The organism is Pseudomonas sp. C2.3V, from assembly GCF_058536325.1.
Window position 1 is genome coordinate 3,110,998 of sequence record NZ_JBZUBN010000001.1, and the last position, 25,620, is coordinate 3,136,617.

Genomic DNA, 25,620 nt, shown 5'->3' on the forward strand with positions numbered 1-25,620 from the left:
ATGTTTTCCGAGATGCGATGAAACAAAACGCCGCGACCTGGCTATTAACCAGGCCGCGGCGATAGGCAAATCAGCGCACGGGAGGTGCGTACAGGATGCCGCCTTTGTTCCATTGAGCATTCAGGCCGCGCTTGATCTTGAGCGCGCTACCCATGCCGACGTTACGCTCGAAGACCTCGCCATAGTTACCAACCTGCTTGACAATCTGAACCGCCCAATCTTTGGGCAGCTTCAGGTCGTTACCAAAGTTGCCTTCGGCACCCAGCATACGAGCCACATCAGGATTCTTGGCGTTCTTGGCCATATCTTCCACGTTGGCAGAGGTAATACCTAGTTCCTCAGCGCCGATCATGGCGAATAGCGACCATTTTGCAATGGCAAACCATTCATCATCACCTCGGCGTACAGCAGGACCGAGAGGCTCCTTGGAGATCACTTCCGGCAGAACCACGTAATCGTCCGGGTTCGCCAGCTTGATACGCTGGGCATAGAGTTGAGACTGATCGGACGTCAGTACGTCACAACGTCCGGCTTCGAGGGACTTGGCGCTTTCGTCAGAACGATCATAAGTGATCGGGGTGTACTTCATGCCATTGGCACGGAAGTAGTCAGATACGTTCAGTTCGGTCGTGGTACCCGCCTGAATGCAGATCGTTGCACCATCGAGCTCTTTAGCGTTGGAAACACCTAGCTTCTTATTGACCAAAAAACCAACGCCGTCGTAGTACGTTACGCCCGTGAAATTCATACCCATGCCAGCGTCCCGTGAACTGGTCCAGGTAGTATTACGGGAGAGAATATCGATTTCGCCAGACTGCAACGCCGTGAAACGCTCCTTGGCAGTCAATGGTGAATAGCGGACTTTCTCGGCGTCACCGAATACGGCAGCAGCCACTGCCCGGCATACATCAACATCAAGACCTGCATACTTGCCACCCGCCTCTGCATAGGAGAAGCCAGGCAGACCATCACTGATACCGCACTGCACGAAGCCCTTTTTCTTCACGGCATCCAAGGTCGCACCTGCATGGGCGAAGCCACTGACACCCAATACAGCCGCAGTGGTCAGAATCGCCAGGGTGGATTTCACCATTTTCATCGATAACCTCCAGTTGTTATAAAAGTCAGCATCCGGTCCCGCTTGCCCTTTAGGGCTTGTACGCAGCCATGAGAGCAACGTATACATCGCAAGAACCATCGAGGAATTGAGAGGTTCAACCCCTTCGCTCTCGGCTCGCTGCTGGAAATATTTGTTTTTATTTGCTTGACCGAGTGGCCTTTAATACACCAGACAACATGACAACGTTGTGTTACCTGTCGGTGCATCAAAAAGCACACATTGCAGATACAGCAAAAGGCGGACCACTTATAGCGACATGGCAGAATCGAAGCGGCTTAGTAAACTTCACTGAGACTGCAAAAGAATTTATATAAATGCGACATCCTCTTAACGCACCATTTGTTACCGCTGCCGATCAGAACGCACTTTTATGGAGCACACATGCCTGAAATAACTCCGCTGATCATCGAATCCCCCCAACCCGCAGACTCATGCGTGATCTGGCTACACGGCCTGGGCGCAGATCGTTATGATTTTCAGCCGGTGGCCGAAATAGTGCAGCGCGTGCTCACGACGACCCGTTTTGTACTGCCTCAGGCCCCTTCACGCCCAGTCAGTATCAACGGCGGATGGGCCATGCCGTCCTGGTACGACATCCTGGCCATGTCACCTGCGCGCGCCATTGATCATTCACAACTGGATGAGTCGGCCCGCTATGTCGATGAGTTGATCACGCAGCAGATGGACATGGGCATTGATGCCCGACGCATTGTGCTAGCAGGCTTTTCACAAGGCGGAGCAGTCGTGTTTCATACTGCTTTCGCCATTGCCCACAAACCTCTGGGTGGCGTACTGGCTCTTTCGACCTATGCACCCGGCTTCCAGGAAACGCTTGCCAGTGAGGCTCAGCGAGACATTCCGGTGCTATGCATTCATGGCACGCTTGATGATGTCGTACCGCTGGGGTTGGGACGTGAAGCCTATGATTTTCTCGCCAAGGAGCAGGTGCCTGTTCAATGGCAGGACTACCCCATGGGCCATGAAGTAACACAGGAAGAAATCGCCTTGATCGCTAAGTGGTTACAGGACCGTTTGGCTTGAGAGTGACGGCTCAACGTCTGTTGTCGTTGAGCCTTTGTACCAGTTCATATACAAAACAAGATAACGCTCACAGTACTGAACAATGGATGAAGAACTTTCTTTACTTATCTCAGTCAAGAAGTGATCTCTATACGTCCGCTTTCTGTAGTTTTGGAGCGACCATGCCTTCTGGCGCCGTTTTCACTCTTGTAATGCCATGCTGATGATGGCTATTCCTCAGTGGCAGGAAAACCTTCAGCATATACGCCATCTACGGTTGTTCCGGGATGTTGATCTGTCGCACCTTGAAAAACTGGCCCGCACGCTGACCAAGCGTGTTCTGAATCCAGGCGAGATGCTTCTGTCACCCAGCGAACATAATCACTACCTTTATATGATTGTCCAGGGCCGCTTCAGGGTTCATCTGGAGTCGCTGGATAATCAACCTGTATCCGTTCTGAGTGAGGGCGACTGTGCAGGTGAGGTCAGCTTTCTCGACAATCACAAGCCAACGGCGTACGTGATCGCCGATGAAGTCTGCGAAGTCATAGGCCTGCATCGCAAGGATCTGTTCCAACTGATGGAGCATTCTCCTAAAACTACTCAGAACCTGCTTGAAATCCTGTGTGAGCGTGTCCGCCAGAACAATCGAATCATTCTGGATACCGAGCGCAACGCGAATGTCGACACGCTTACCGGCCTGTTCAATCGCAGGCGCCTTGAACAACTCTATGAGCGCGAAAGTACCCGCTGCGCATTCAACCAGCAGCCGCTTTGCCTGTTGATGCTCGATGTGGATCATTTCAAACGCTATAACGATACGTATGGGCATCTGGCAGGCGACTACGCACTTTGCATGGTAGCCAATACCCTGCGCTCCCAGTTAAGGCCTAAGGACAGCATGTCGCGCTACGGTGGAGAAGAATTTGTCATTCTGCTTCCTGAGCTGGATAAGCCTGAAGCTCGAATGATTGGCGAGCGTTTGCGGGAAAGCCTTGCCAGTATCGCCGACTTTTACTCTCCTGCCGGCAAATTACCAGGCGTTACCATTTCAATCGGCTTGGCTGAAATGCATAAACAGGATACGCTCGAGACTCACATAGAGCGTGCAGATAAAGCGCTTTATGAAGCCAAGCGCAACGGAAGAAATTGCCTGTTTGGCTAAAACAGGCAACACTCCCCTCCCTCCTCTCGATCAAGCCTCATTTGCCAGGCCCGTAACTTGCTTTACACTCCTGGCTTAATTTCTATTCAAATTACGAGATAAACCGTGCTCAAGGCACTAAAAAAACTATTTGGCAAAGGAGATGCGCAAGCACCTCAGCCCACCCCTGAAAAGGTTGCGCCCCTTCAGCGCGACGAAACCCCGTCACAGCCTGAACAGGCACAACCCACGACTCAGGCGAAAGCCGAGCGTCAGCCCAGGCCACCGAAGAAAGAAAGCGGGAAACCTGCAGCGACCAGATCACCAAAGCCACGACGCGAGCGCAAGGCGCCTGTCAGCAACTGGACGCTTAATGACTTTGCAGTAGAGCCTCAGGAAGGCAAGGTCCGCTTCCACGACTTTAACCTTGCACCCAGCCTGATGCATGCCATCCATGACCTGGGTTTTCCTTATTGCACGCCCATCCAGGCACAAGTGCTGGGATTTACACTGAAAGGCCAAGATGCCATAGGTCGAGCTCAAACCGGGACAGGCAAGACAGCCGCGTTTTTGATTTCGACCATTACCCAGCTGCTTACCACCCCGCCGCCTGAAGAGCGCTACATGGGTGAGCCACGTGCACTTATTATTGCGCCGACTCGAGAGCTGGTTGTACAGATTGCCAAGGATGCAGAAAATCTGACCAAGTACACGGGCCTCAATGTGATGACCTTCGTAGGCGGAATGGATTTCGACAAACAGCTCAAGCAGCTGGAGTCGCGGTTCTGCGATATCCTTGTCGCAACACCAGGGCGTTTGCTGGACTTCAACCAGCGTGGCGAGGTTCATCTGGATATGGTGGAGGTCTTGGTTCTGGACGAGGCGGATCGCATGCTCGACATGGGCTTTATCCCCCAGGTCCGCCAGATTATTCGCCAGACTCCCCACAAGAACGAACGTCAGACCTTGCTGTTCTCGGCTACCTTTACCGAGGACGTCATGAACCTTGCCAAGCAGTGGACAGTCGATCCAGCCATTGTGGAAATCGAGCCTGAAAACGTAGCCAGCGAGACCGTTGACCAACGCGTATATGCAGTGTCTTCAGATGACAAGTATCGTTTGCTATACAACCTCATCAGCCAGAACAACTGGGAACGTGTGATGGTTTTCGCCAACCGCAAGGATGAGGTGCGTCGCATTGAGGAACGTCTGACTAAAGACGGCATCAGTGCAGCGCAGATGTCAGGCGATGTTCCGCAGCATAAACGGATCCGAACGCTGGAAGGCTTCCGTGAGGGCAAGATTCGTGTCCTGGTCGCTACAGATGTCGCGGGTCGTGGCATTCATATCGACGGCATTAGCCACGTTATCAATTTCACGCTACCGGAAGATCCAGATGACTATGTACACCGGATAGGACGTACAGGTCGTGCAGGTACCAGCGGAATATCAATCAGTTTTGCAGGCGAGGACGACGCATTTGCCCTACCGCCAATCGAGACATTGCTAGGCCGCAAAATCGCATGTGATATGCCTCCGGCAGAGCTACTCAAGCCAGTCCCACGCAAGCATTCCTGACGACTCGGGGGCGGAGTCGAACACTCTGCTCCCCTTTGCGCGCCTCAAAAGCCAAAAGGTGCCAGCGGTGCCAACAGGTTCAATAACCAGACCTTAACGATACTCCTGTGTGTTGGTTTAAAGCCCACACAACAGAACGAAGGGTCGCTGGTGCAATAGTAAACCTTGATCCTATCGCCTACTGCTACCTGCTCCGCCAAGGCTTTTAGACTGGAAGACGAATACCCCATTAGCGTATCCAGGAAGTTCAGGCTGTAGCGCTGCTCTTGGACCTGATAGCTGAATGTCAGCCGATAGAGTGGGGCCTTTTCCAGAGAAACGATATACCCGTCTGTCAATGCGCTGTCTGTCAGCTTCAGCCATTGCCACAGCTGACAGAGGCTTATGACAAGTACCAGCCCAAGAACGGCTCCCATCGCACACAGCCAAACCATACCTGCCCTCCGGTTTTACGCTGTCAGAGCATGGGCCTACGTCCAGCGCTGGGCAGCGCTGACATCGCTGCTCTTGCCTTCAACCCAGCGTGGGCCTTGGGGAGTGTCTTCCTTCTTCCAGAAAGGCGCCCTTGTTTTCAAATAGTCCATGATAAATGCACAGGCTTCGAACGCCGCCTGACGATGTGCGCTTGCCGTACCTACGAAAACGATAGGCTCACCAGGCTCCAGACGCCCTACCCGATGGATGATATCCACCTTGAGTAGCGGCCAACGCGAGTTTGCCTCATGAGCGATCTTCGCCAGCGACTTTTCAGTCATGCCAGGAAAATGCTCCAGATAAAGACCAGATACATCCAGTCCGTCATTGAAATCGCGTACATAGCCTATGAAGGTTACGACAGCACCTACGCCTACATTGGCCGCATGCATTGCGCTGGTTTCGACGCCAGGATCGAACGCCTCGGCCTGCACTCGTATGGTCATGTCTAACCTCCCGTTACAGTCGGGAAGAAAGCCACTTGATCACCGTCAACCAACGGCTCATCCAATGTGCACAGCTCTTCGTTACGTGCGCACATCAGGTTTCGCTCGCTTAACACATCCGCCCACACACCACCTCTGGAGACCAGGTGAGCACGAAGATCGTTTAGTTGAGTAAATTCATCCTGCCATTGGATGCGCTCGTGCTCGCATTGCAATGCTTCACGGTAACGCGCGAAATAATGCACTTCGATCATGCGTCGTGCTCCACTTTGAAATGGCCGCTCTTGCCACCCTTTTTTTCCAGCAGACGAACCGCTTCGATACTCATACCCCGATCCACAGCCTTACACATGTCATAGATCGTCAAGGCCGCCACGCTGGCAGCAGTCAAGGCTTCCATTTCCACGCCCGTCTGGCCTGACAATTTGCACGTTGCCTGAATATGAACGCTATCGGGCTCGCAGGCAGTGAGCTCAACTTTCACGCCTGTCAGCAGAAGCGGATGACACAAGGGAATCAATTCATGGGTTTTCTTGGCCGCCTGAATACCGGCTATACGCGCCACCGCAAAGACGTCACCTTTCGGGTGGCCGCCCTGCTGAATCATTTGCAGCGTTTCAGGGAGCATGCGCACTTGTGCTTCAGCAACAGCCTCACGAAACGTTACCTGCTTGTCGGTAACGTCCACCATGTTGGCGCGGCCCTGGGAATCAAGATGGGTCAGCATGTTTGGCCTTCCGTTATACAGAGGCCCTTGATTCTACTATGGACGAACAGGATAAGCAGGAAACTGGCAATATCCTTTGCCGGTTTCCTGCCAGGAGGTCATTACATATGCGCTTCGGCGTACTCGGCCAGCACCGAGCGAGGCACGCCTTGCAACGTAATATGCACCCCGTGGGGGAAGCCCTTGAAACGCTCGCTCAGATACGTCAATCCTGAACTGGTTGCTGACAGATACGGCGTATCGATCTGCGCCAGGTTACCCAGACAGATGACTTTTGAGCCGGCACCGGCGCGGGTAATAATGGTTTTCATCTGATGCGGCGTAAGGTTTTGGCACTCATCAATAAGGATCAGACTCTGCTGGAAACTACGCCCACGAATGTAATTCAAGGATTTGAACTGAAGCGGCACCTTACTCAGGATGTAGTCGACGCTGCTATGAGGACTTTCATCATCCATATGCAGCGCTTCCAGGTTGTCGGTAATGGCGCCTAGCCATGGCTCCATCTTTTCCGCCTCGGTGCCGGGTAGGAAGCCAATATCCTCATCCAGCCCCTGAACGCTACGCGTCGCGATGATTCGACGATAACGCTTGGTAACCATGGTTTGTTCAATGGCTGCGGCCAGCGCAAGAATGGTTTTCCCCGACCCGGCGGCCCCGGTCAGGTTTACCAGGTGGATGTCAGGATCCAACAGAGCGAACAACGCTAGGCCCTGGTAAATGTCTCGAGGCCGAAGGCCCCAGGCCTCTTGATGCAGCAGAGGCTCCTGATGCATATCGAGAATGATGAGTTCATCATCTCGAACAGCCTTGACCCAACCAACGAACCCCTGCTCGTCGATAATGAAGTCATTGAGGTGCATTGGCGGCAAACTCTCAGACAGCTGTACCCGATGCCAGACGCGCCCTACATCCTGCCGTGAATCGACCTTGCTGACGCGATCCCAGAAAGAACCTTCAAGGGTGTGATAGCCACGCGACAACAGTGCAATATCATCTACCAGCTGATCGGTATGGTAATCCTCCGCATCAATCCCGCATCCCCGCGCCTTTAAACGCATGTTGATGTCTTTGGTTACCAGTACTACGCGCTCACCGGGATGGTGAGTACACAGTTCAACCAGCTGATTGATGATGCGGTTATCGTTGTGATTATCAGGCAGCCAGGTAACAGGGGCCGCCCGCTTGTTCATCAGAATGGAGAGATACCCTTTCGTCTCCCCTTTGCCGCGCGGTATGGGCACACCTTTTTCGACATCCTGAGGAGAGGCCTCAGCAAGAACGGTATCAATCAGCCGAATCGCCTGACGGCACTCGGCAGCCACGCTATGTTTCCCGGTTTTTAACTTATCGAGCTCCTCCAACACCGTCATCGGAATAGCAACGTGATGTTCTTCGAAGTTCAGTAGTGCATTAGGATCGTGAATCAGTACGTTGGTGTCGAGCACATAGAGGGTGGGCTGGGTGGGGCGGGAGCGTCCATGATCATCCATACTCGTTCACCTCATCGAGAATCCCAACGGGACTCTTGTGGCCAGTCGACGGAGGCCAATACGGCGCTCCGCAGCGAAAGGTGCCACCACACCTCGGGGCTTCAGGGCCAAGCCTGCAACTCAAGGGCAACCCCGTTCGTGCAGCGGACATCTTGGTAATACCCTAATCTTTGAGCAGGCAAAACCCCTTTTTTCTAACTGGACACCATTTTTTTCTTATTGGCTAATACCACTGGCAACGTTGCCGATGTGGTACTAAAGTTTTTACCCGCTGTTTACAGAGCCTCCTACCTTCATATGCCATATAGCTTTTTCCAACTGGAGCTACGTTTTGTGCACGGCCTACAATAAGCCGTTAATCGAAAGGAGCTCCATACTATGCTGATGGTGATTTCACCCGCCAAAACCCTTGACTACGAAACACCGCCAGCCACTCGGCGCTATACACAGCCTGAATGCCTCGACGACGCTCAAGCGTTGATCAATCAGCTCGTTACGCTTTCGCCTGCCGATATCGCAAAACTCATGGGAGTTTCAGACAAGATCGCCGGCCTTAACGCTGCACGCTTTGCCAGCTGGTCTCCAGACTTTACGCCTGAAAACGCCAAACAGGCTCTACTGGCCTTCAAGGGTGACGTCTATACCGGCTTAGCGGCTGAGGATTTCGACGACGCTGACTTTGACTTTGCCCAGACGCACTTGCGCATGCTGTCCGGCCTTTATGGCATCTTGCGTCCTCTGGACCTTATGCAGCCCTACCGGCTGGAGATGGGAACCAAGCTGGTCAACTCACGCGGCAAGGACCTTTACGCCTTCTGGGACACGCACATCACACAGCGATTAAATGATGCGTTGGAAAATCAGGGCGACGATATTCTCATCAACCTGGCCTCGAACGAATATTTCGGCTCCGTCAAACGTGCACAACTCAAGGGCCGCGTTATCGATATCGAGTTTCGGGATCTTAAAGGCGGTCAATACAAGATCATCAGCTTCTATGCAAAAAAAGCCCGCGGACTCATGACGCGTTACATTATAAAAAACCGGTTACGAGACCTTGCCGATTTAAAGTCATTTGATGTTGAAGGGTATGTTTTTAGTGAACAATCTTCTACTCAGGAAAAATTGATCTTCCTGCGAGACAATATTGTTTAAATGAACAGATAATTTCTTCATATAAGCCTTCCCTATTAATCATGCTTAGTTTCGCCTGCCTGCTTTTGTTAAAGCAGATGAAAATTTTACAATGGAGATAGATCCAATGAGCGCACCCGACACCAGTTCTACACAAAGGCAACACCTACGCGTTCAGCTACCAGCCAGGATCCGGTATCAAGGCGCCCACCGTGAAGGCATGGAGCATCAATTGCTTGAGCTTTCCATAGGCGGATTTAGCTTTATCTCAAAATCGATTACCGCCCGTACTGGCGATAACCTCAAGGGCAAACTGTTTTTTTCAATCAACTCCCTTAGTCTTGCTATTGACGTAACATTTGAAATCAAATCAGTTGACCGGGATACAGGTCGGGTGGGTTGCGCCTTTTATAACCTCGCCCCCAAAGAACTTTCTGCGCTTCAATATCTGATTGAGGCTTATCGCTTTAATGATGACGTTACCGTCAGTCATATGATCGACTCGGCATTTGCCCAGAAACGGCTAAGCAGAGGAGCCGCCGGGCTTATAAAAGAAAGCGGAACAGTACCACTCATCGAAGGGCGGTTTGAATTCGATGAGTATCGCCTTGTTCTGCCAGGCTCGTCAGTCGACTTTTATCTGTTCGATGAGCAACAGCCAAGGTCAGGGATCATTACCTCCTTAACGCTTGAGGCAGCTGGCGCCACTTACGTAGTCATTGCGACCATTGAGCCTAGAACACAAATTCCCGCGGCCTATACAGGTACCCCTGTAAAGATCTTCGCTGCCTCTCACGCCTAGCCGTACCTCCTCTCTTGCAGCTCTAAACAAGGGCTGCTTTTCTCCTTCGTGGCTTGACCCAGATCACAAAAAGAAAAGAAGCCACTTTTTTCGGTGAACGATTCACAGAAAAGAAGTCTCAGAGGAACTAGCGTTACTACAGTTGATTCCTGCCCTGGCATTTTGGAGTGCTTAGGCTTTAATGAACTTTTTTAAGAGCACTATGTCAATGAAGACCTTGATGGCACAAAGGAATCATTCGAGCCATCTTCCTAAGGAAGGTCTGAAGTAGCCCTGTATTTCCGGTCGACTTCAGCCCTCGCTGCTTTTGAAAGCGGGCCGTCGATCAAAATCGACCAGGTAACCCGCTCAGTTCTCCGTTTTTGGCCGCCGCGAGCACCTCGCAGCAGCCATTTCCCGCATTACAGGCGTACCTCTCCTGCGGTAGTCAGCAAATGTCGGCGCGCCATCCATAGGTTTGACAGCGCGAACAGCGTCACCAGCTGAGCGGTGTTCTTGGCCAGGCCACGGAAGCGCACCTTCACGTAACCGAACTGGCGCTTGATCACTCGAAACGGGTGCTCGACCTTCGCTCGCACTTGTGCCTTGGCCTTCTCGATCTTGCGCTTGGCTTTGTACAGGGCGCTGCGTTTATCGAGCTTCTTGTAGGTGCTGCGGCGTGCTGCGACCTGCCAGATCACTTCGCGGCCAGCATGTTCGGGGCGCTTTTCGACGCCGGTGTAGCCGGCATCGGCGCAGACGACGTTCTCTTCACCATGCAGTAGTTTGTCGACCTGGGTGACATCCGCCACGTTGGCTGCCGTGCCGACCACGCTGTGCACCAGCCCCGACTCGTCATCCACACCGATGTGCGCCTTCATGCCAAAGTAATACTGGTTCCCTTTCTTGCTCTGGTGCATTTCCGGGTCACGCTTGCCGTCCTGGTTCTTGGTCGAGCTGGGCGCGTGGATCAGTGTGGCATCGACGATAGTGCCCTGGCGCAGCGACAGGCCGCGATCCCCCAGGTAGCCATTGATTACGCCGAGGATGCCGGCTGCCAGCTCATGTTTCTCCAGCAAGCGACGGAAGTTGAGGATGGTGGTTTCGTCGGGAATGCGCTCCAGGCTCAGCCCGGCGAACTGACGCAGGATGGTCGTCTCGTAGAGCGCTTCTTCCATGGCCGGGTCGCTGTAGCCGAACCAGTTCTGCATCAGATGGATACGTAACATGGCCATCAGCGGATAGGCTGGACGACCACCTTCACCCTTTGGGTAGTGTGGCTCGATCAGGGCAATCAATCCCTTCCACGGCACCACCTGATCCATCTCGATCAGGAACAATTCCTTACGGGTCTGCTTGCGCTTGCTGGCGTACTCGGCGTCGGCGAAGGTCATCTGCTTCATGGAAAAACTCGGCTGGCGGGATCGGCGTATTTCACCAGATTCGGGAAGTCTTTTTCAGACCTTCCCTAAATTATCATTCTAATCAGCGGTAACGATCATCGTTTGGGTGGAGCAATTCAATGCTTATTAGCCTGGGGATGATGTACTGCCTATAAGCTGTAATTAATTTGTAACTAAAAAAGCTAACTAATTAGCCTGGCTTTTATTTTTTATTTCATAACCCTGCTCAAGCAGGAACTAGAAGCACGGACGCTTCGTCCCGCCCGAAGGGACTGCGACCTACAACTCAGCAAGCGCTGAAGGAGAATGCCATGATTCCAGTGATTCTTTCCGGGGGAAGCGGTTCACGACTCTGGCCGCTATCTCGAAAAATGTATCCAAAGCAGTTCCTAGCTTTGGCAAGCGAAAAGACCCTATTCCAGGAAACCATATCAAGACTGGCCTGCGAAGAACGCATGCAGCAGCCCTTGATTGTTTGCAATATCGAGCACCGCTATATTGTTGAGGAGCAGCTCAAGGCTGTTAAGTGCCAGCCTCAGTCCTTGATCATGGAACCGTTTGGTCGCAATACGGCTCCTGCCGTAGCGATTGCTGCCATGAAGTTGTTGGCCGATGGCAAAGATGAACTGATGCTGGTTCTGCCAGCAGACCATGTCATCGAAGATATCGATGCGTTTAAAGCATCCTTGAATTCGGCCACCGAAGCCGCTGAAAAAGGCGAAATGGTGCTGTTCGGCATTCCTGCACTGCGCCCGGAAACCGGCTACGGCTATATCAAGGCAACCCACTCAGCCAACCTGCCTGAAGGGGTCAATCGCGTCGAGCGCTTCGTAGAGAAGCCAGACGCCATTCGCGCGACCCAATACGTAGAATCTGGGGATTACTACTGGAACAGCGGTATGTTCATCTTCCGCGCCAGCCGCTTCCTGGAAGAGCTGAAGCTGCACGATCCTGATATTTACGATACCTGCCTGCTTGCGCTTGAGCGCAGCCAGGTTGATGGCGATCACATCATTATCGACCGCAACTCGTTTGCCGTCTGCCCGGACAACTCCATTGACTATGCTGTCATGGAAAAGACCACTCGCGCTTGTGTGGTTCCAATGTCTGCCGGTTGGAACGATGTAGGCTCCTGGTCAGCCATCTGGGATGTGCATGACAAGGATAGCGATGGCAACGTTACTAAAGGTGACGTGGTTCTGCACGAAGCCCGTAACTGCCTCGTTCACAGCACCAACAAGCTGGTCTCCTTGATCGGTATCGAAGATGTCGTGGTTGTAGAGACCAAAGATGCGGTCATGATCGCACACAAGGACAAGGTCCAGGACGTCAAGAAGGTGGTCAACAAGCTCGAAGCGCAAGGCCGCCAAGAGGTCAAGAGCCATCTGGAAGTGTTCCGTCCTTGGGGCTCTTACGATTCCGTCGACATGGGTCAGCGCTTCCAGGTCAAGCGCATCACTGTCAAACCAGGCGCTCAGCTGTCTCTGCAGATGCACCACCACCGCGCCGAGCACTGGATCGTGGTCTCTGGCACAGCGCAGGTCACGTGCGATGACAAGACCTTCCTGCTGACCGAAAACCAGTCCACTTACTTGCCGATGACGTCTGTACATCGCTTGGCCAATCCTGGCAAGGTACCGCTGGAAATCATTGAAGTACAATCAGGTGGCTACCTGGGCGAAGATGATATCGTTCGCTACGAAGACGTTTACGGTCGCGTCGACGCACCACAGACCAAGAGCACTAACGCTGTAGCGCGTTAATCGCTCTGAGCTGAGCCAAGAGAAAAAATAAAAATAAGAGTCCTCTTGTCTCCAGATTCAACAACACCGGCCCAGCGCCGGTGTTGTGCTTTCTAGGCCGAAGTGATCTCAATCGCTAAAGCAGGTACCCTGGCTCCTTTCAGCTTTTGCAACCTTATCAGGACGTTATTTTCCATGACGCCATCCACGCCCCTTCCTCACCTTGTCTCCCATTCTGATCTGGATGCTGTATGCGATCAGTACGATGGATTTATTCTCGACCTATGGGGGGTACTGATTGACGGCTACGACGCCTTTCCCGGTGCGCAGAACTGGCTGGCACGGCGTGCAACCGAAGGCAAACCTGTCTGGTTCCTGAGCAACGCATCCCGTGATGCCGCTTCCATGACGGATCACCTGGTTGAACTGGGTATCGCTCGAGAGCAATTTGCCGGTATAACGACCTCAGGGCAGCTGGCCATCGACGCCATTAGCCAGGAACCAGCACTGGCACAGGGGGGTATCTATCTGACCGGACCTGGCGAAGGTCAGACTGGCTGGCCCGAGCACATACGCAGCCGATTCGTGACCGACATCCAACAGGCATCCCTCATCCTAGGCGTAGGGAGCTTCCCTCAAGATGAGCTGGCGCTTCGTCAGGCCCCGCTTAAGGACTTCACACATTTACCGTTTCTCTGCGCCAACCCTGATCGCACAGTAGTCTCTGGCGGCCTACCCTACTACGCCGCCGGTAAGCTGGCCGACTACTTCGCTTCGCTGGGCGGAAGTGTGCGCTGGTACGGAAAGCCTGATCCCTATGCGTTTCTTTGTGCTCAACGAGAACTGGCAACCTTGGGCGCCACCAGGCTGCTGTTTGTGGGTGACTCACTGGTCACCGACGTACCGGGTGCAGTTTCGGCCAACATTGATTGCTTATGGCTGGCGTCAACTGGAATCCACCGCGAGGCATTGGGTGCGGAGTTCAATGAGCAACCGGAGCAAGAGCAACTTGAGCGCTTCCTGATGGATTATTCGATACGCCCTCAATATGTCGCTGCTGGTCTAGTCTAAAGAGACTAAACCCTAACGGAGATCCGTTGCCCGTGAGAAAGAATGTCGTTATCTATAATCGTCTTCCCGCTCCACTGGTTCAACAGTTGAGCGAAGCCTTTAACGTTACCGTCATTGATACTCAGGGCAATGTCGATGAGCAGTTCCAGCATGCCCTCCTTCACGCACACGGCCTGATTGGTGCCAGCAAGACACTAGGCCGCCATGAGTTGCAACATGCAGAAAACCTGGAAGTAATTTCCAGCGTTTCGGTTGGATATGACAGCTATGACGTGCCCTACCTGTCCGAGCAGGGCATTCTACTGACCAACACCCCCGATGTACTGACCCAGACCACAGCAGACCTTGGATTTGCTCTGCTGATGAGTACCGCTCGCCGCCTGCCTGAGCTGGATGCCTACACCAAGGCAGGGCAATGGACAAAAGGCGTAACGGAAGAGCATTTCGGTACGGACGTTTATGGAAAGACGCTGGGAATCGTAGGTATGGGTCGCATAGGTGCAGCCATTGCAAAGCGCGGCCACTTCGGCTTCGACATGCGGATTCTTTATCATGCAGGCAGCTGCAAGCCCGAGCTGGAGAAAGAATTCAAGGCAGAGTATCGAGACCTTGAATCTCTGCTTCAGGAATCCGATTTTGTTTGCCTGGTAGTCCCTCTGACAGAGTCCACTCGCCAGATGATCGGCGCACGTGAACTAAGGCTCATGAAGCCCAGCGGTATTCTGATCAATATTGCGCGCGGGCCAGTGGTTGATGAAGCGGCTCTAATCGAGGCGCTTTCCAACCAGCAAATTCGTGGCGCAGGCCTGGATGTTTTTGAGCAGGAACCGCTTTCATCATCGCCCCTGTTTTCGCTGAAGAATGTCGTCACCTTACCGCATATCGGTTCAGCGACTCACGAGACACGGTATGCCATGGCAGAGCGCGCTGTCTCCAATCTGACAGCCGCCTTAAGCGGCAATCGACCACAGGATTTGGTTAATCCTGAAGTATGGAAGGGTTAAATCAAGCCAATCTGAAACCAGCGCTTAACAGCAGACTCTTTAGATAAGCCATGCTGTCGTAATTAAGTGATATCTATTTGAGCAACCTGAGCGACTTCAGTACGGGGACGCTTTCGGTCTGTGGCACAATTACCCGTTTGTGCTTCGTGTTACAGGCTTCATATGCGTCTACGTTTCGACCATCTGCACTGGCAAGACTGGAAAGGCTCCTTTACTGAGCGCAACTATGAGCGTGGCCGGCGCTATGCTCAAGAAGGTTACGCCACGGTCCGGTCAGCCGCCGATGGGCTGGTCTATGCCATATGCAGCAGTCCTTCAGGATTGGATTACCGCCAATCCATCACGCTCAAGCCTGGTCCAAGAGGTTGGTTTGTTGATGGCCGATGCACATGTGGTGCTGGCAGAAACTGCAAGCATACTGCTGCCGTTCTGTTCGAGCTGGAGCGCCTTCAGCGGGCCGGCAGCCCTCCTCCACGCCGAGAAGCAGCCGAGACAGCCATCAATCTGGTCAAGCCGCCCAAGCCATTGTTGGTATTGGGTAGCCACACACAGGTTGACTATGATCGGCAAACCGCACGCATGCGCCCCGTCACCCGCCACAGGGCTGCCCTGGCGTTTCTTTATGACGGCAAAAAAGTGTTCGGCAAGCCTGTACCGGGTCGTAGTAGCGCGGCAACGCTGCCAACACGCCACAGTGAAGCCGAGCAGCGCCTGCGACAAGTCTTACAGGACGCAGGCCTCCGAGTAGCGACACGGCGAAGCGCAGCCTTGCCCGAAGATGCGGGCGAGATGTTTGAAATGCCTGATGACTCCAGTTGGCTGCGCTTTATCGAAGTCACACTTCCGCAGCTGCGTGAAGCGGGCTGGCAGATAGATATGCGTCCAGAATTCGCCTTTGAGCTGACCGAAGTGGAGAATTGGTACGGCGAAATTGAGGAGGCGCCTGATCATGAATGGTTTGATCTGGAGCTCGGCATCGTCGTACAAGGGCGGCGCGTCAGTCTGCTGCCTATCCTGATCGTTCTTATCCGGCGGGACCCCCAATTATTTGAACCAGGAGCACTGGCCAGACGCTCTGACGATGAGCGCCTGCTGCTCCGCGTGGAAAGCCCTGCTGCACGCAAGCAAGGACGCCCCGCACGTATCGCCCTGTCTCTAGGTAGACTAAAGCCCTTGCTTGCCGCACTCATGGAACTGCATGGGCATTCGTTACCTGCTAATACCAAGCAGATACGCCTGTCTCATCTGGACGCCGCACGGCTGGCTGAACTTGAAGAAAATATCCCACTGACATGGCAGGGCGGTGAGCAGCTCAGAAACTTCGCCCATCGACTACGCCATTACTCAGCTTCGCCACCGCACGTTCCGGAAAGCCTGCGTGCCGAGTTAAGACCGTATCAGCGCGATGGCCTGGCTTGGTTGCAGGCACTTCGCGAGCTGGATGTGGGCGGGATCCTGGCCGATGACATGGGTCTTGGTAAGACCTTGCAAACCCTGGCTCATATCCTGGTCGAGAAAACGGCTGGCCGGTTGACCAGCCCTGCCATGATCGTCATGCCTACCAGCCTGATACCCAACTGGCAGGACGAAGCAGCCAAGTTCACACCTGAGCTGAAAGTACTGGCCCTCCACGGTACTCAACGGCGTAACCTGTTCGAGCGGATACCTGAGCACGATATCATCCTGACTACCTACGCCCTGCTACCGCGCGATGCAGAGCAGTTGGCCAGCTTCTCCTTTCACCTCCTGGTATTGGATGAAGCACAATCCATTAAGAATGCGGCAACCAAAGCGGCGCAAGCGGCGCGGGGACTCAATACGCGACACCGTTTATGCCTGACGGGCACCCCGCTGGAAAATCATCTGGGTGAGCTTTGGTCTCAGTTCCACTTCCTGATGCCAGGCTGGTTAGGCGATATAAAAGACTTCAAGCGCGACTACCGAACGCCGATCGAAAAAAATGGCGATACCCAACGCCTCGCCCAATTAAAGGGACGAGTAAAGCCTTTCATTCTGCGTCGTACCAAACAGCGAGTAGCCAGCGAGCTGCCACCCAAGACGGAAATTGTCCAGTTGGTCGAGCTGACTCAGCCACAGCGCGATCTTTATGAAACGGTACGTGTTGCACTTGATGAGAAGGTCCGTAGCGAAATCTCCAAGAAAGGCTTGGCCAGAAGCCAAATTATCATTCTTGATGCACTGCTGAAACTCCGCCAGGTCTGCTGCGATATCCGACTGGTCAACGGCAACGAAACATCCGCCAAGTCGTCTGGAAAGCTACTCGGCTTGCTGGAACTGCTCGAAGGCCTATTGGCCAATGGTAGTCGTGTCCTGCTGTTCTCGCAGTTCACTTCCATGCTGGCGCTGATCCAGCAGGCACTGGATGAAAGACGGATCGACTACGTCACCCTTACCGGTGAAACCCAGGATCGCCGTACGCCTGTCGAACAGTTTCAGTCCGGTGAGGCTCCGGTTTTCCTGCTAAGCCTTAAAGCAGGCGGTACGGGACTCAACCTGACTGCGGCCGATACGGTGATTCACTTCGACCCCTGGTGGAACCCTGCGGCGGAGAGCCAGGCCACAGACCGTGCCTATCGCATAGGGCAAGATAAGCCGGTTTTTGTGTACAAGCTCATTGCAAGAGGCACCCTAGAAGAGAAAATCCAGCAATTGCAGCATGAGAAATCTCGCATTGCCGCAGGGATTCTTGAGGAGAACACAGCCGACTGGCGAATGTCGGAAGCGGATATCGAAGCGCTTTTCACCCCATTGGGTAAATAGACTTTCCTCCTTGGCCGTTCTGCTTGCCTGAGCAGAGCGGTGCATCACTCGAGAAGCGGTCTAAACTTGTCAAACATAATAAAGTCCATATTCCTTATGATCTGGATGCTGTTTGCCTGCGCTTACCCTACTGTGGCATGGGGTTTGGGAGATTGCGATGGAGTTACCGCGCCAAGCCTGCCTGGATGCGCTCAACCGTGAGCCACCTGCTATATTTGAGGCAGCACTCTGGATAGCCGCCGAACATGACCTGACCTTTCAGCCTGAAATGGCTCAGCATCTTCTGACGGATCTCATTCCTTCTGTCGAGGCAGCTATTGATCATCAAGGCTCGTCCGCCGAGCGCGCGCAGCAGCTCGTACGCCGGATGATCGAGCTGGGTTTTCACGCTGATGACTGGCCGCTGAAGCCTCAGGCAGCGTTGCTGCACAAGGTGCTGGCTCGTCGAAGGGGGCAGCCACTTTCCTTATCACTGATCGCGATGGAGCTGGCCCGCAGACTGGACATTCCTCTGGTTGGCGTCAACTTTCCAGGCCATTTCCTGCTACGTGTCCCTGAGGCGGATCACCTGCTTGACCCTACCAGTGGAAGACGACTTTATTCCAAGGATTGCCGCGGACTGCTCGCCTATCAGTTTGGTCCACATGCCCAGCTGCAAGCGCAGCACCTACGCACTGCTCAGCCTCGCGAACTGCTCCAGAGACTGTCTCGAAATCTTCGTCAGTTGCATGAATTTGATAACCAACTATTGGCAGCCCTGAAAGATGCGCAGCGGGTATTGGAAGTAGGGCCGCCCAGCGTCTCGGATCATCTGGCTCGTGCAGAACTGTATAGCCGGCTGGACTGCCCTCAGGCCCAGCGTTATGACCTTGAGCATGCCCTATTGTTAAGCGATGACCCAGCCGAGCAACTGCACCTAAGCCATCGCCTGGCCGCGCTGAGTGATAGTAGTCGCCGTCTTCACTGATAGGCATGGAAATATGCCTTAACAGCCAGAACCTTCTGTCTCCAGCCAGGCGGATATCAAGTCCTGCCAAGCACAGCCGATAGCCAAGCAACCTCCTTTACGCTGTACTTAGCAGGACCTAAGCAATGACCCTTCGTAACTTGAATATCGCACCTCGTGCTTTTCTGGGGTTTGCGTTCATAGCTGTACTCACACTTTTTCTAGGCATTTTCTCGCTCTATCAGATGCGTGATATCCGCCAGAACAGTATTAACTTTGAACAAAATGTGCTCCCCAGCATAACCAGCCTGGATGAAATTACATCGCTAACCCTGCGCCTGCGCGTGCTCTCCTATCGTCTGCTTATCAACCGCGAACCGGAAAATCTGCAAAAGACGTTGGCATTGTTCGATCAGCGGATCAGTCAGGTTGAAGCTGCGCGGACACGCTATGAGAAGCTGATTGCATCGGAGGCGGAGCGCGGCTTTTATAACGATTTCCAAAAGTTGTGGGGTGATTATCTTCAGCTGAAGAACCGCATGATGCAGCTCTCTTCAGCAAATCAACTTGATGAGCTTAAGGCTGTACTTAACGATGAGCTTCTGAAGAACTCTGACGCAATCAATGCGGTGTTAGGCAAACTTGTCGATATCAATGCAGACTCAACGACAAAGTCTAATCAGAGTGCTGCCCAGAGCTATTCCACCTCTGTTGCTACCGCTATTACTTTGTTGGTCATCGTTGCATTACTGACCGTACTCCTGGCCTGGCTGCTGACGCGTAGCATCGTGCAGCCGGTTGATCAGGCCCTGCGTGCGGCTGAAGAAATTGCCAGCGGTGACCTGACCAAGCACATTCAGGTTACCGGCAAGGATGAGCCCGCTCGTCTCTTGATGGCCATGCGTACCATGCAGGAAAAACTGCGTCATACGTTAGAGCGCATCTCAGGCTCCTCGAGCCAGTTGGCTGCCGCCTCTGAAGAGCTCAGCAGCATCACTGACGAGAGTGCACGTGGCCTGAATCGCCAGAATGACGAAATCCAGATGGCTGCAACGGCCGTAACGGAAATGAGCTCGGCAGTAGAAGAAGTGGCCCGCAATGCCATGACAACGTCCGAAGCCTCCAAGCACTCTGCCAGTGCGGCTCAGGAGGGTCAGGGTCGCGTACTGGAGACCGTTTCGTCCATTGAGCACATGACCTCGGAGGTTCAGACGACCGCATGTCTGGTCGGTGAACTTGCCAGTCAATCGCGCGATATTGGCAAGGTGCTTGATGTGATTCGTGGCCTGGCTGACCAGACCAACCTGCTGGCACTCAACGCCGCGATTGAAGCGGCCCGTGCGGGAGAGGCAGGTCGCGGCTTCGCTGTCGTCGCCGATGAGGTACGAGCTCTGGCGCATCGTACCCAGGAGTCGACTCGTGAAATTGAGCAAATGATCATGAGTATCCAGAATGGCACTGAGCAGGCCGTGAACTCAATGGAGTCCAGCACGACCCGAGCAGGTTCTACGCTGGAAGTGGCTCGTCGTGCCGGCGAAGCGCTGGAAGAAATCACCCGCGCCATCAGCGAGATTAACGAGCGCAACCTGGTCATTGCCAGCGCAGCCGAAGAGCAGGCCCAGGTAGCCCGCGAAGTAGACCACAATCTGGTCAATATTCGGGATCTGTCAGTCCAGAGCTCGGAAGGTGCTCGTGATACCACGGCAGCCAGCCAAGAGCTGTCGCGCCTGGCTGTTGAGCTGAATACCTTGGTATCTCATTTCAAGGTTTAAGGATGAACGTGGTGCAAGGATGCACCCCCTCCATCAAAGCACCCAGATCAGCAGTTGGGCGCCCAACAGATTGAACAAGCCGGTCAGTACCATCGTCAGTCCGGCCACTGTCCCCTCCTCAATGCCTACTTCGTAAGCGCGGCTTGTACCGGCACCATGGGCACCTACACCGAACATCGCACCTCGCGCCAGAGCAGAGCGCAACGGAAGAAAGCGCAGAAGAAGGCTACCCACCACAGCGCCAAAAACACCTGTGACCAGTACGAAAGCAGCGGTCAATTCAGGTGCCCCCCCCAGGTCCTTGGACATAGGCATGGCAAACGGTGTCGTAATCGAGCGTGGCAGCAGGGATAACATGACAGGCGCTTCCAGAGCCAGCAAATGGGCCAATAGCCAAGAGCTGAAAATTGACACAAAGCTGCCTACTACAATGCCGGCCATAAGTGCTCGCCAATAACGGACCAGAAGTCGACGCTGCTGCCAGATCGGTACGGCAAACGCGACGGTAGCCGGCCCAAGCAGGCCGATCAGCCAACCGGTGTAGTGGGAATACTGCGCATAGCTCGTGCCTGTCGGAATGGCAATTAGATAAAGAATAGTCGGCACAAAGACAATAGGAGCCAGCACATACCACTTGATGCGCTTGTAAATCATCCGGCTCAGAATATACCCACCCAACGTCAGAAGCAACCAGAACACGCCAGTCCAATCAAGCATCCTGGCGGCTCCTGCGACGAAACATCCATTCCACCGTCAAAGCGGTACTGATCATGACCAGAAGCGTGCTGAAGCACACCGCCATAAGAATACGGATGCCCTCTTCCCGGACGAGAGGCCCATAATCAAGCAAACTCATCAGCGCTGGGATGAAAAACAGCAGCATCTCACCGACCAGCACACGGGCACCGCTTTCAAGCCACTCTGGCTTTATCACTCGCAGCGCAAGAGACAGCAGAAGGATCGCCAGACCTAGAACACCTGCTGGGATAGGCAAACCGAAATACTGCCCAAGCCATCCGCCTAGCCACCAGATACCTAACAACACAGCCAACTCAACCAGCGTCCGCATGTAACGGGGAACCATAAGACATCCATTACGTTTAACTGGCTTCAAGGATACGCCCGGCCTTACTATCCCAGAAGCGAATTATTAGAATCAGAGCCATTCCAAAATGGAATTCAAACAACTCCGCATGTTTGTCGAGGTTGTACGCCAGGGCGGTTTTACTGCCAGTACACGCGTGCTTCACGCGACTCAATCGACCGTCAGCAAGCAGATTGCCCATCTGGAGCAAAGTCTGGGGTTGCGTCTGCTGGATCGGACAGGCCCCGCCCTACAATTGACCGATGCAGGACATGTTGTGCTCAAACATGCTGAGCACATATTGCGCCAACACCGCGAAATGCTGACGGAGCTGGATGATCTGGCCCGCCTGGGTCAAGGACAACTGCGCGTTGGGCTACCCATTCTGGGTGCAGAAACATTGTTTGCAGCCCCCTTTTCCCTCTACCGTAAGCGCTATCCGCAAATTACGGTTCACTTGGTGGAAGGTGGCAGCAAGCTCATGGAGGAGTTGGTCATCAAGGGTGATATAGAGATTGGTGGCTGTCTTACCCCTAATGATCCTTCTTTTGATTATCAACCTTTTTGCAATGAGCCTTTGGATGCCGTGCTGTCATGTATTCATCCATTGGCCAATAGGCCCCGACTGGCATTAGCGGAGCTGGCCGCTACGCCCTTCTTGCTATATCAGCAGAGCTATACCTTGAACGATCGACTGTTACAGGCGTGCCGCGAAGCGGGCTTTACGCCCCAAGAAGGTGGCAGAAGTGGACAGGCGGACTTTCTGATAGCATTGGCAGCAGCAGGACAAGGCGTTGTTCTCCTACCCCGAATCGTGGCCCAAAAGCTGATACGTCCCGATGTCGTACGCATTCCTCTGACCCAACCTGACCTCCGGTGGGACGCCTCCTTTATCTGGCGGCGTGGTGCATACCTTTCCCGGGCGGCAAGAGCCTGGCTCGATCTCATGCGGGAAGTCAGCCTGGAACAATTCGGCAAAATGGATACTTGAGTCTGAATATCCTGAATTAAAGTCTGCCATGACAACATAGTCATCAAGCCATTAGCGCCTGATGACTTAGCAGACTGCCGTTCCCCTCAGCGGATCAAGGCTGTTATCAGAAGATCCAGCCACGGCTCCGCGTCTGTTTCGGGAGTAACGGTTTCACTGGCATCGAGCTTTAATATAGGCAGCACTTCCTGCAGTCCAAGCTCGGCAAATAGCTCCTGCATTTGCATACAACCACCACAGTAAGTATCGCCGTAGCTGGCGTCCCCCAAACCGATCACGGCTGCGGGCCTGCCACGCCAATCCGGAAGCGTATCGCGCAGCGCATAGTAAAGCGGCTGTACGTTGTCCGGCAGCTCTCCCATTCCGGTTGTCGATGTCACGGCAAGAAACGCATCGGCATCGAAAGCCAGCAAATCGTCCAGTCCTCCACGCAAATTGAGCCAGACCTCATGCCCACCTGCCTCCAGAATCTGCTTGGCGTGCCTGGCGACCTCCTCGGCCGTGCCGTAAACGGAGCCACATAAAATGGCGACTTTCATGACACCTCCTTAATCACTGGTATGCCTAACCTTACCATGCTGCCCTTTGGTTCACACACAGCGCTTCTTGCACTGACATGACGCCTACTACTTAGGTCTAGCCAGCGCTCATCGGCATTTAACGCAAATGGAATGAACCTTGTATATGCTTGCACAGCCTGATACTCAGGCGATCGAAGCACTCCAAACCGATTCGCTTCCTGTTCTCGACCGCAGTGCCTACCCGGCGCTGTGTGATCAGACCGTCCTATCCGGATAGTTGCATGTGGAGAGTTCTATGATGCATCCCGTCACCCTGATGGTGGCTCGCCGTGTCGCCGATGGCTGTTACGATAATTTTCTCGAATGGCTCCGCGAAGGTGAGCGCTTGGCGACCTGCTATGAAGGCTATCTTGGATCGGGCGTCCTCTCCCCACCGCCAGGCGATAATGAAGTCCAGATCGTGTTTCGTTTTTCTAATGAGCAGACATTAGGTGCGTGGGAGCACTCCTCGACGCGTCAGCACTGGCTTGAGCGGGGCAAGGATCTCTTCGAGCAGCCGCAGGAGCTTCGTGCACAGGGCCTTGATACCTGGTTTGGCGATGCCCGCCGCACACCTCCTCGCTGGAAGCAAAGCATTGCTGTCTGGCTTGCGTTCTTTCCTGTATCGCTGCTATTCAATGCCTTGTTAGGCGACAGGTTGGCTGGGTTGCCACTGGTACCCAGAATATTGCTCAGCACCCTGATCCTGACCCCTACCATGGTGTGCTTCTTTATCCCCTGGGTAACTCGCCTGCTTTCCGGCTGGCTCAACAGTGATGCCTCGCAGGCTCGCCGGAGAACACTCCGGCCTGCTACGACTCGTCATTCATGATGTCACGATGGTGAAGGGTTTGCGATAATCGAAAGCTGTCTGCAGAGTATCGAATCTCTAACAGACAGCCCTTTCGTCTGTCGGAGCCCCACCCCATGCATCACACGTTTGCTGCCCCGCTGATTATCACGGGCGCCAATAAACGAGTCGGCCTTGCCTTGACCAAAACATTGAGCAGTCAGGGGTATGAGATCGTAGCCACGTACCGCAACGATCCTGGCGAGCTGGTGACGCTGGAAAATGTTTACCCTTTTCAGGTAGACCTGACCTCCGTTGAAGACAGGCAACAGTTTATCGACTATGTACTCACTTACGCCAAAAGCCTGCGCGGCATCATTCATAATGCATCGCTTTGGCTGGACGACTCGCTTCATCATTTCCAGACCATGTATCAGGTGCATCTCGAAGCGCCGTATCACCTGAACCTGGCTCTGGAGCCGCTCCTGCTTGCCAGTATGCGCGCCGATATCATCCACATTTGTGACGACAGTGCCTCCCGAGGCAGCAAGAATCACATCGCCTATGCAGCGACCAAGGCGGGGTTGAGTAACATGACACTGTCGTTCGCTGAAAAGCTCGCACCTACTGTCAGAGTGAATACCATTGCTCCCGGTCTCCTCATTTTCAAAGAAGACAGCAGTGCTGATTATCAGGAGGCTACGCTGAAAAAGGCTCTACTTCCGTATGAGCCTGGAGCCGCGCCGATCATCGAGGCTGTGACCTATCTGTTGCAGTCCACCTATACAACAGGCAGTACGGTTACGGCCAATGGTGGCCGCCACCTGCGTCATTCAAAGAATGCCTGATTGTCCCAGGCATTCATTTCTGGAGGAATCGATCCATGACCGAACAAGAGCGCATCGAGCTGGAGGCTGCGGCCTTTCGTACATTAGTAAAACATTTGCGCAAGCGTACCGATGTACAAAACATCGACCTGATGAATCTGTCAGGCTTTTGCCGGAACTGCCTATCGAAATGGTATAAGGCGGCGGCAGATGAAAAGGGCGTGGAACTGAGCATGGACGATGCACGTGAAGCCGTCTATGGAATGCCGTATGCCGAGTGGAAATCGCGTTACCAGAAGGAAGCCACACCTGAACAGGCTGCTGCTTTCAAGGAGAGTGCCAAGCCATGACTCCCCTCGAGACCTTTCGCGCTCGGCTTCGTAGTGATGAGCATCTGTTCGCCGATACTTTGGCTTTCATTGCAGAGCACTATGATTACACGCCTCAAGCCTTTGTAAATGGTTCGGTAGAAAACGCAGCTGGCCAAAATGAAGGCTCCTGCAAAACTCTAGGCCTTGCGCTGCTGGAGGGCTTCGAGACACAGGAAGCCCTGTTGGCCTTTGGGGAGCATTACCGTAGCGTTATTGCGACTCCTGAAGGTGCTGATCACGCTAACATCCGCTCGCTGATCACCCATGGTCTGGCAGGCGTCCGCTTCGCCCAGCTGCCATTGGCAGCAAAACAGTCGGTTTGATCTGTCGCTTGCGCCTTGTTCCGAAACGATCAAGGCGC

The 25,620-nt window shown here is 53.7% G+C and carries 26 protein-coding genes and 1 pseudogene; 17 read left to right on the plus strand and 10 right to left on the minus strand.

The genetic code is table 11. The annotated features are described in order from the left end of the window. Positions 1-70: 70 nt before the first annotated feature. Positions 71-1,099: an amino acid ABC transporter substrate-binding protein gene (locus AC4LF3_RS14855; RefSeq protein WP_491835613.1), complete on the minus strand. Its 1,029-nt coding sequence runs from the start codon at positions 1,097-1,099 to the stop codon at positions 71-73. Positions 1,100-1,501: 402 nt separating this feature from the next. Between AC4LF3_RS14855 and AC4LF3_RS14860 the strand changes: the two genes are divergently transcribed. From AC4LF3_RS14860 to rhlB, 3 genes are all read left to right on the plus strand, one after another. Then, on the plus strand, positions 1,502-2,161 hold the full coding sequence (locus AC4LF3_RS14860) for an alpha/beta hydrolase (RefSeq protein WP_434134680.1): 660 nt from the start codon (positions 1,502-1,504) through the stop codon (positions 2,159-2,161). Positions 2,162-2,366: 205 nt separating this feature from the next. Next, entirely contained in the window at positions 2,367-3,305 is a 939-nt protein-coding gene (locus AC4LF3_RS14865; RefSeq protein WP_037030444.1) for a GGDEF domain-containing protein, read from the plus strand. Positions 3,306-3,410: 105 nt separating this feature from the next. After that, a complete protein-coding gene (rhlB, locus tag AC4LF3_RS14870; RefSeq protein WP_010795358.1) occupies positions 3,411-4,862 on the plus strand; it encodes an ATP-dependent RNA helicase RhlB in 1,452 nt (483 codons plus the stop codon). Between the two features lie 44 nt (positions 4,863-4,906). On the opposite strand, the gene AC4LF3_RS14875 is transcribed toward rhlB, so the two are convergent. From AC4LF3_RS14875 to AC4LF3_RS14895, 5 genes are all read right to left on the minus strand, one after another. Further along, positions 4,907-5,296, minus strand: coding sequence for a DUF3592 domain-containing protein (locus tag AC4LF3_RS14875; protein ID WP_434154431.1), 390 nt, complete (start codon positions 5,294-5,296; stop codon positions 4,907-4,909). A 36-nt stretch (positions 5,297-5,332) separates the two neighbouring features. Next, positions 5,333-5,782, minus strand: coding sequence for a molybdopterin synthase catalytic subunit MoaE (gene moaE / locus AC4LF3_RS14880; protein ID WP_150346832.1), 450 nt, complete (start codon positions 5,780-5,782; stop codon positions 5,333-5,335). Between the two features lie 2 nt (positions 5,783-5,784). Then, positions 5,785-6,036, minus strand: coding sequence for a MoaD/ThiS family protein (locus tag AC4LF3_RS14885; RefSeq protein WP_019364206.1), 252 nt, complete (start codon positions 6,034-6,036; stop codon positions 5,785-5,787). Next, on the minus strand, positions 6,033-6,509 hold the full coding sequence (gene moaC, locus AC4LF3_RS14890) for a cyclic pyranopterin monophosphate synthase MoaC (RefSeq protein ID WP_010795362.1): 477 nt from the start codon (positions 6,507-6,509) through the stop codon (positions 6,033-6,035). Before moaC ends, AC4LF3_RS14885 begins: the two co-directional genes overlap by 4 nt. 101 nt (positions 6,510-6,610) lie before the next feature. Then, positions 6,611-8,002: a PhoH family protein gene (locus AC4LF3_RS14895; protein WP_491835616.1), complete on the minus strand. Its 1,392-nt coding sequence runs from the start codon at positions 8,000-8,002 to the stop codon at positions 6,611-6,613. A 378-nt stretch (positions 8,003-8,380) separates the two neighbouring features. On the opposite strand from AC4LF3_RS14895, the gene yaaA reads away from it, so the two are divergent. After that, positions 8,381-9,157, plus strand: coding sequence for a peroxide stress protein YaaA (yaaA, locus tag AC4LF3_RS14900; RefSeq protein ID WP_010795364.1), 777 nt, complete (start codon positions 8,381-8,383; stop codon positions 9,155-9,157). A gap of 106 nt (positions 9,158-9,263) precedes the next feature. Further along, the gene (locus AC4LF3_RS14905) at positions 9,264-9,938 is read left to right on the plus strand and encodes a PilZ domain-containing protein (protein ID WP_286787439.1); all 675 of its coding nucleotides are present in this window, start codon (positions 9,264-9,266) and stop codon (positions 9,936-9,938) included. Between the two features lie 401 nt (positions 9,939-10,339). Here AC4LF3_RS14905 and AC4LF3_RS14910 read toward each other — a convergent pair whose 3' ends face one another. Beyond that, positions 10,340-11,320, minus strand: a complete 981-nt coding sequence (locus AC4LF3_RS14910) for an IS5-like element ISPa16 family transposase (protein WP_112297562.1) — start codon at positions 11,318-11,320, stop codon at positions 10,340-10,342. 311 nt (positions 11,321-11,631) lie between these two features. Between AC4LF3_RS14910 and AC4LF3_RS14915 the strand changes: the two genes are divergently transcribed. The 7 genes and pseudogenes from AC4LF3_RS14915 (at position 11,632) to AC4LF3_RS14945 (ending at position 20,636) form a co-directional block, all read left to right on the plus strand. Next, a complete protein-coding gene (locus tag AC4LF3_RS14915; RefSeq protein WP_074824873.1) occupies positions 11,632-13,083 on the plus strand; it encodes a mannose-1-phosphate guanylyltransferase/mannose-6-phosphate isomerase in 1,452 nt (483 codons plus the stop codon). A gap of 174 nt (positions 13,084-13,257) precedes the next feature. Beyond that, positions 13,258-14,133 carry a TIGR01459 family HAD-type hydrolase gene (locus AC4LF3_RS14920; protein ID WP_139208748.1) on the plus strand — a complete coding sequence of 292 codons (876 nt, stop codon included), beginning with the start codon at positions 13,258-13,260 and terminating at the stop codon, positions 14,131-14,133. Positions 14,134-14,165: 32 nt separating this feature from the next. Next, positions 14,166-15,137: a 2-hydroxyacid dehydrogenase gene (locus AC4LF3_RS14925; protein ID WP_491835618.1), complete on the plus strand. Its 972-nt coding sequence runs from the start codon at positions 14,166-14,168 to the stop codon at positions 15,135-15,137. Between the two features lie 162 nt (positions 15,138-15,299). Beyond that, on the plus strand, positions 15,300-17,918 hold the full coding sequence (locus AC4LF3_RS14930) for a DEAD/DEAH box helicase (protein ID WP_491835619.1): 2,619 nt from the start codon (positions 15,300-15,302) through the stop codon (positions 17,916-17,918). 157 nt (positions 17,919-18,075) lie between these two features. Beyond that, positions 18,076-18,885 (plus strand): SirB1 family protein, encoded by an 810-nt coding sequence (locus tag AC4LF3_RS14935; protein ID WP_239381416.1) that lies wholly within the window; start codon positions 18,076-18,078, stop codon positions 18,883-18,885. A 125-nt stretch (positions 18,886-19,010) separates the two neighbouring features. Further along, positions 19,011-19,778: pseudogene (locus tag AC4LF3_RS14940) on the plus strand (MCP four helix bundle domain-containing protein); the annotation flags it as partial. A gap of 129 nt (positions 19,779-19,907) precedes the next feature. Further along, a complete protein-coding gene (locus tag AC4LF3_RS14945; protein WP_376738960.1) occupies positions 19,908-20,636 on the plus strand; it encodes a methyl-accepting chemotaxis protein in 729 nt (242 codons plus the stop codon). Between the two features lie 33 nt (positions 20,637-20,669). Here AC4LF3_RS14945 and AC4LF3_RS14950 read toward each other — a convergent pair whose 3' ends face one another. Together AC4LF3_RS14950 and AC4LF3_RS14955 are read right to left on the minus strand one after the other, a co-directional pair. Then, the gene (locus AC4LF3_RS14950; RefSeq protein ID WP_491835621.1) at positions 20,670-21,353 is read right to left on the minus strand and encodes an LrgB family protein; all 684 of its coding nucleotides are present in this window, start codon (positions 21,351-21,353) and stop codon (positions 20,670-20,672) included. Continuing rightward, on the minus strand, positions 21,346-21,720 hold the full coding sequence (locus AC4LF3_RS14955; protein ID WP_010795374.1) for a CidA/LrgA family protein: 375 nt from the start codon (positions 21,718-21,720) through the stop codon (positions 21,346-21,348). Before AC4LF3_RS14955 ends, AC4LF3_RS14950 begins: the two co-directional genes overlap by 8 nt. An 88-nt stretch (positions 21,721-21,808) precedes the next feature. On the opposite strand from AC4LF3_RS14955, the gene AC4LF3_RS14960 reads away from it, so the two are divergent. Then, a complete protein-coding gene (locus AC4LF3_RS14960; RefSeq protein ID WP_219652553.1) occupies positions 21,809-22,711 on the plus strand; it encodes a LysR family transcriptional regulator in 903 nt (300 codons plus the stop codon). A gap of 86 nt (positions 22,712-22,797) precedes the next feature. Here the strand turns inward: AC4LF3_RS14960 and AC4LF3_RS14965 are convergent, their stop codons facing one another. Further along, positions 22,798-23,250: a flavodoxin gene (locus AC4LF3_RS14965; protein WP_491835624.1), complete on the minus strand. Its 453-nt coding sequence runs from the start codon at positions 23,248-23,250 to the stop codon at positions 22,798-22,800. A gap of 280 nt (positions 23,251-23,530) precedes the next feature. On the opposite strand from AC4LF3_RS14965, the gene AC4LF3_RS14970 reads away from it, so the two are divergent. From AC4LF3_RS14970 to AC4LF3_RS14985, 4 genes are all read left to right on the plus strand, one after another. Further along, positions 23,531-24,103, plus strand: coding sequence for a putative antibiotic biosynthesis monooxygenase (locus tag AC4LF3_RS14970; RefSeq protein WP_219652658.1), 573 nt, complete (start codon positions 23,531-23,533; stop codon positions 24,101-24,103). A 95-nt stretch (positions 24,104-24,198) separates the two neighbouring features. Further along, entirely contained in the window at positions 24,199-24,909 is a 711-nt protein-coding gene (folM, locus tag AC4LF3_RS14975; protein WP_491835626.1) for a dihydromonapterin reductase, read from the plus strand. Positions 24,910-24,944: 35 nt separating this feature from the next. Further along, positions 24,945-25,238: a DUF1244 domain-containing protein gene (locus tag AC4LF3_RS14980; protein ID WP_491835627.1), complete on the plus strand. Its 294-nt coding sequence runs from the start codon at positions 24,945-24,947 to the stop codon at positions 25,236-25,238. Then, positions 25,235-25,582, plus strand: a complete 348-nt coding sequence (locus AC4LF3_RS14985) for a HopJ type III effector protein (protein ID WP_404625092.1) — start codon at positions 25,235-25,237, stop codon at positions 25,580-25,582. Before AC4LF3_RS14980 ends, AC4LF3_RS14985 begins: the two co-directional genes overlap by 4 nt. Positions 25,583-25,620: the final 38 nt, after the last annotated feature.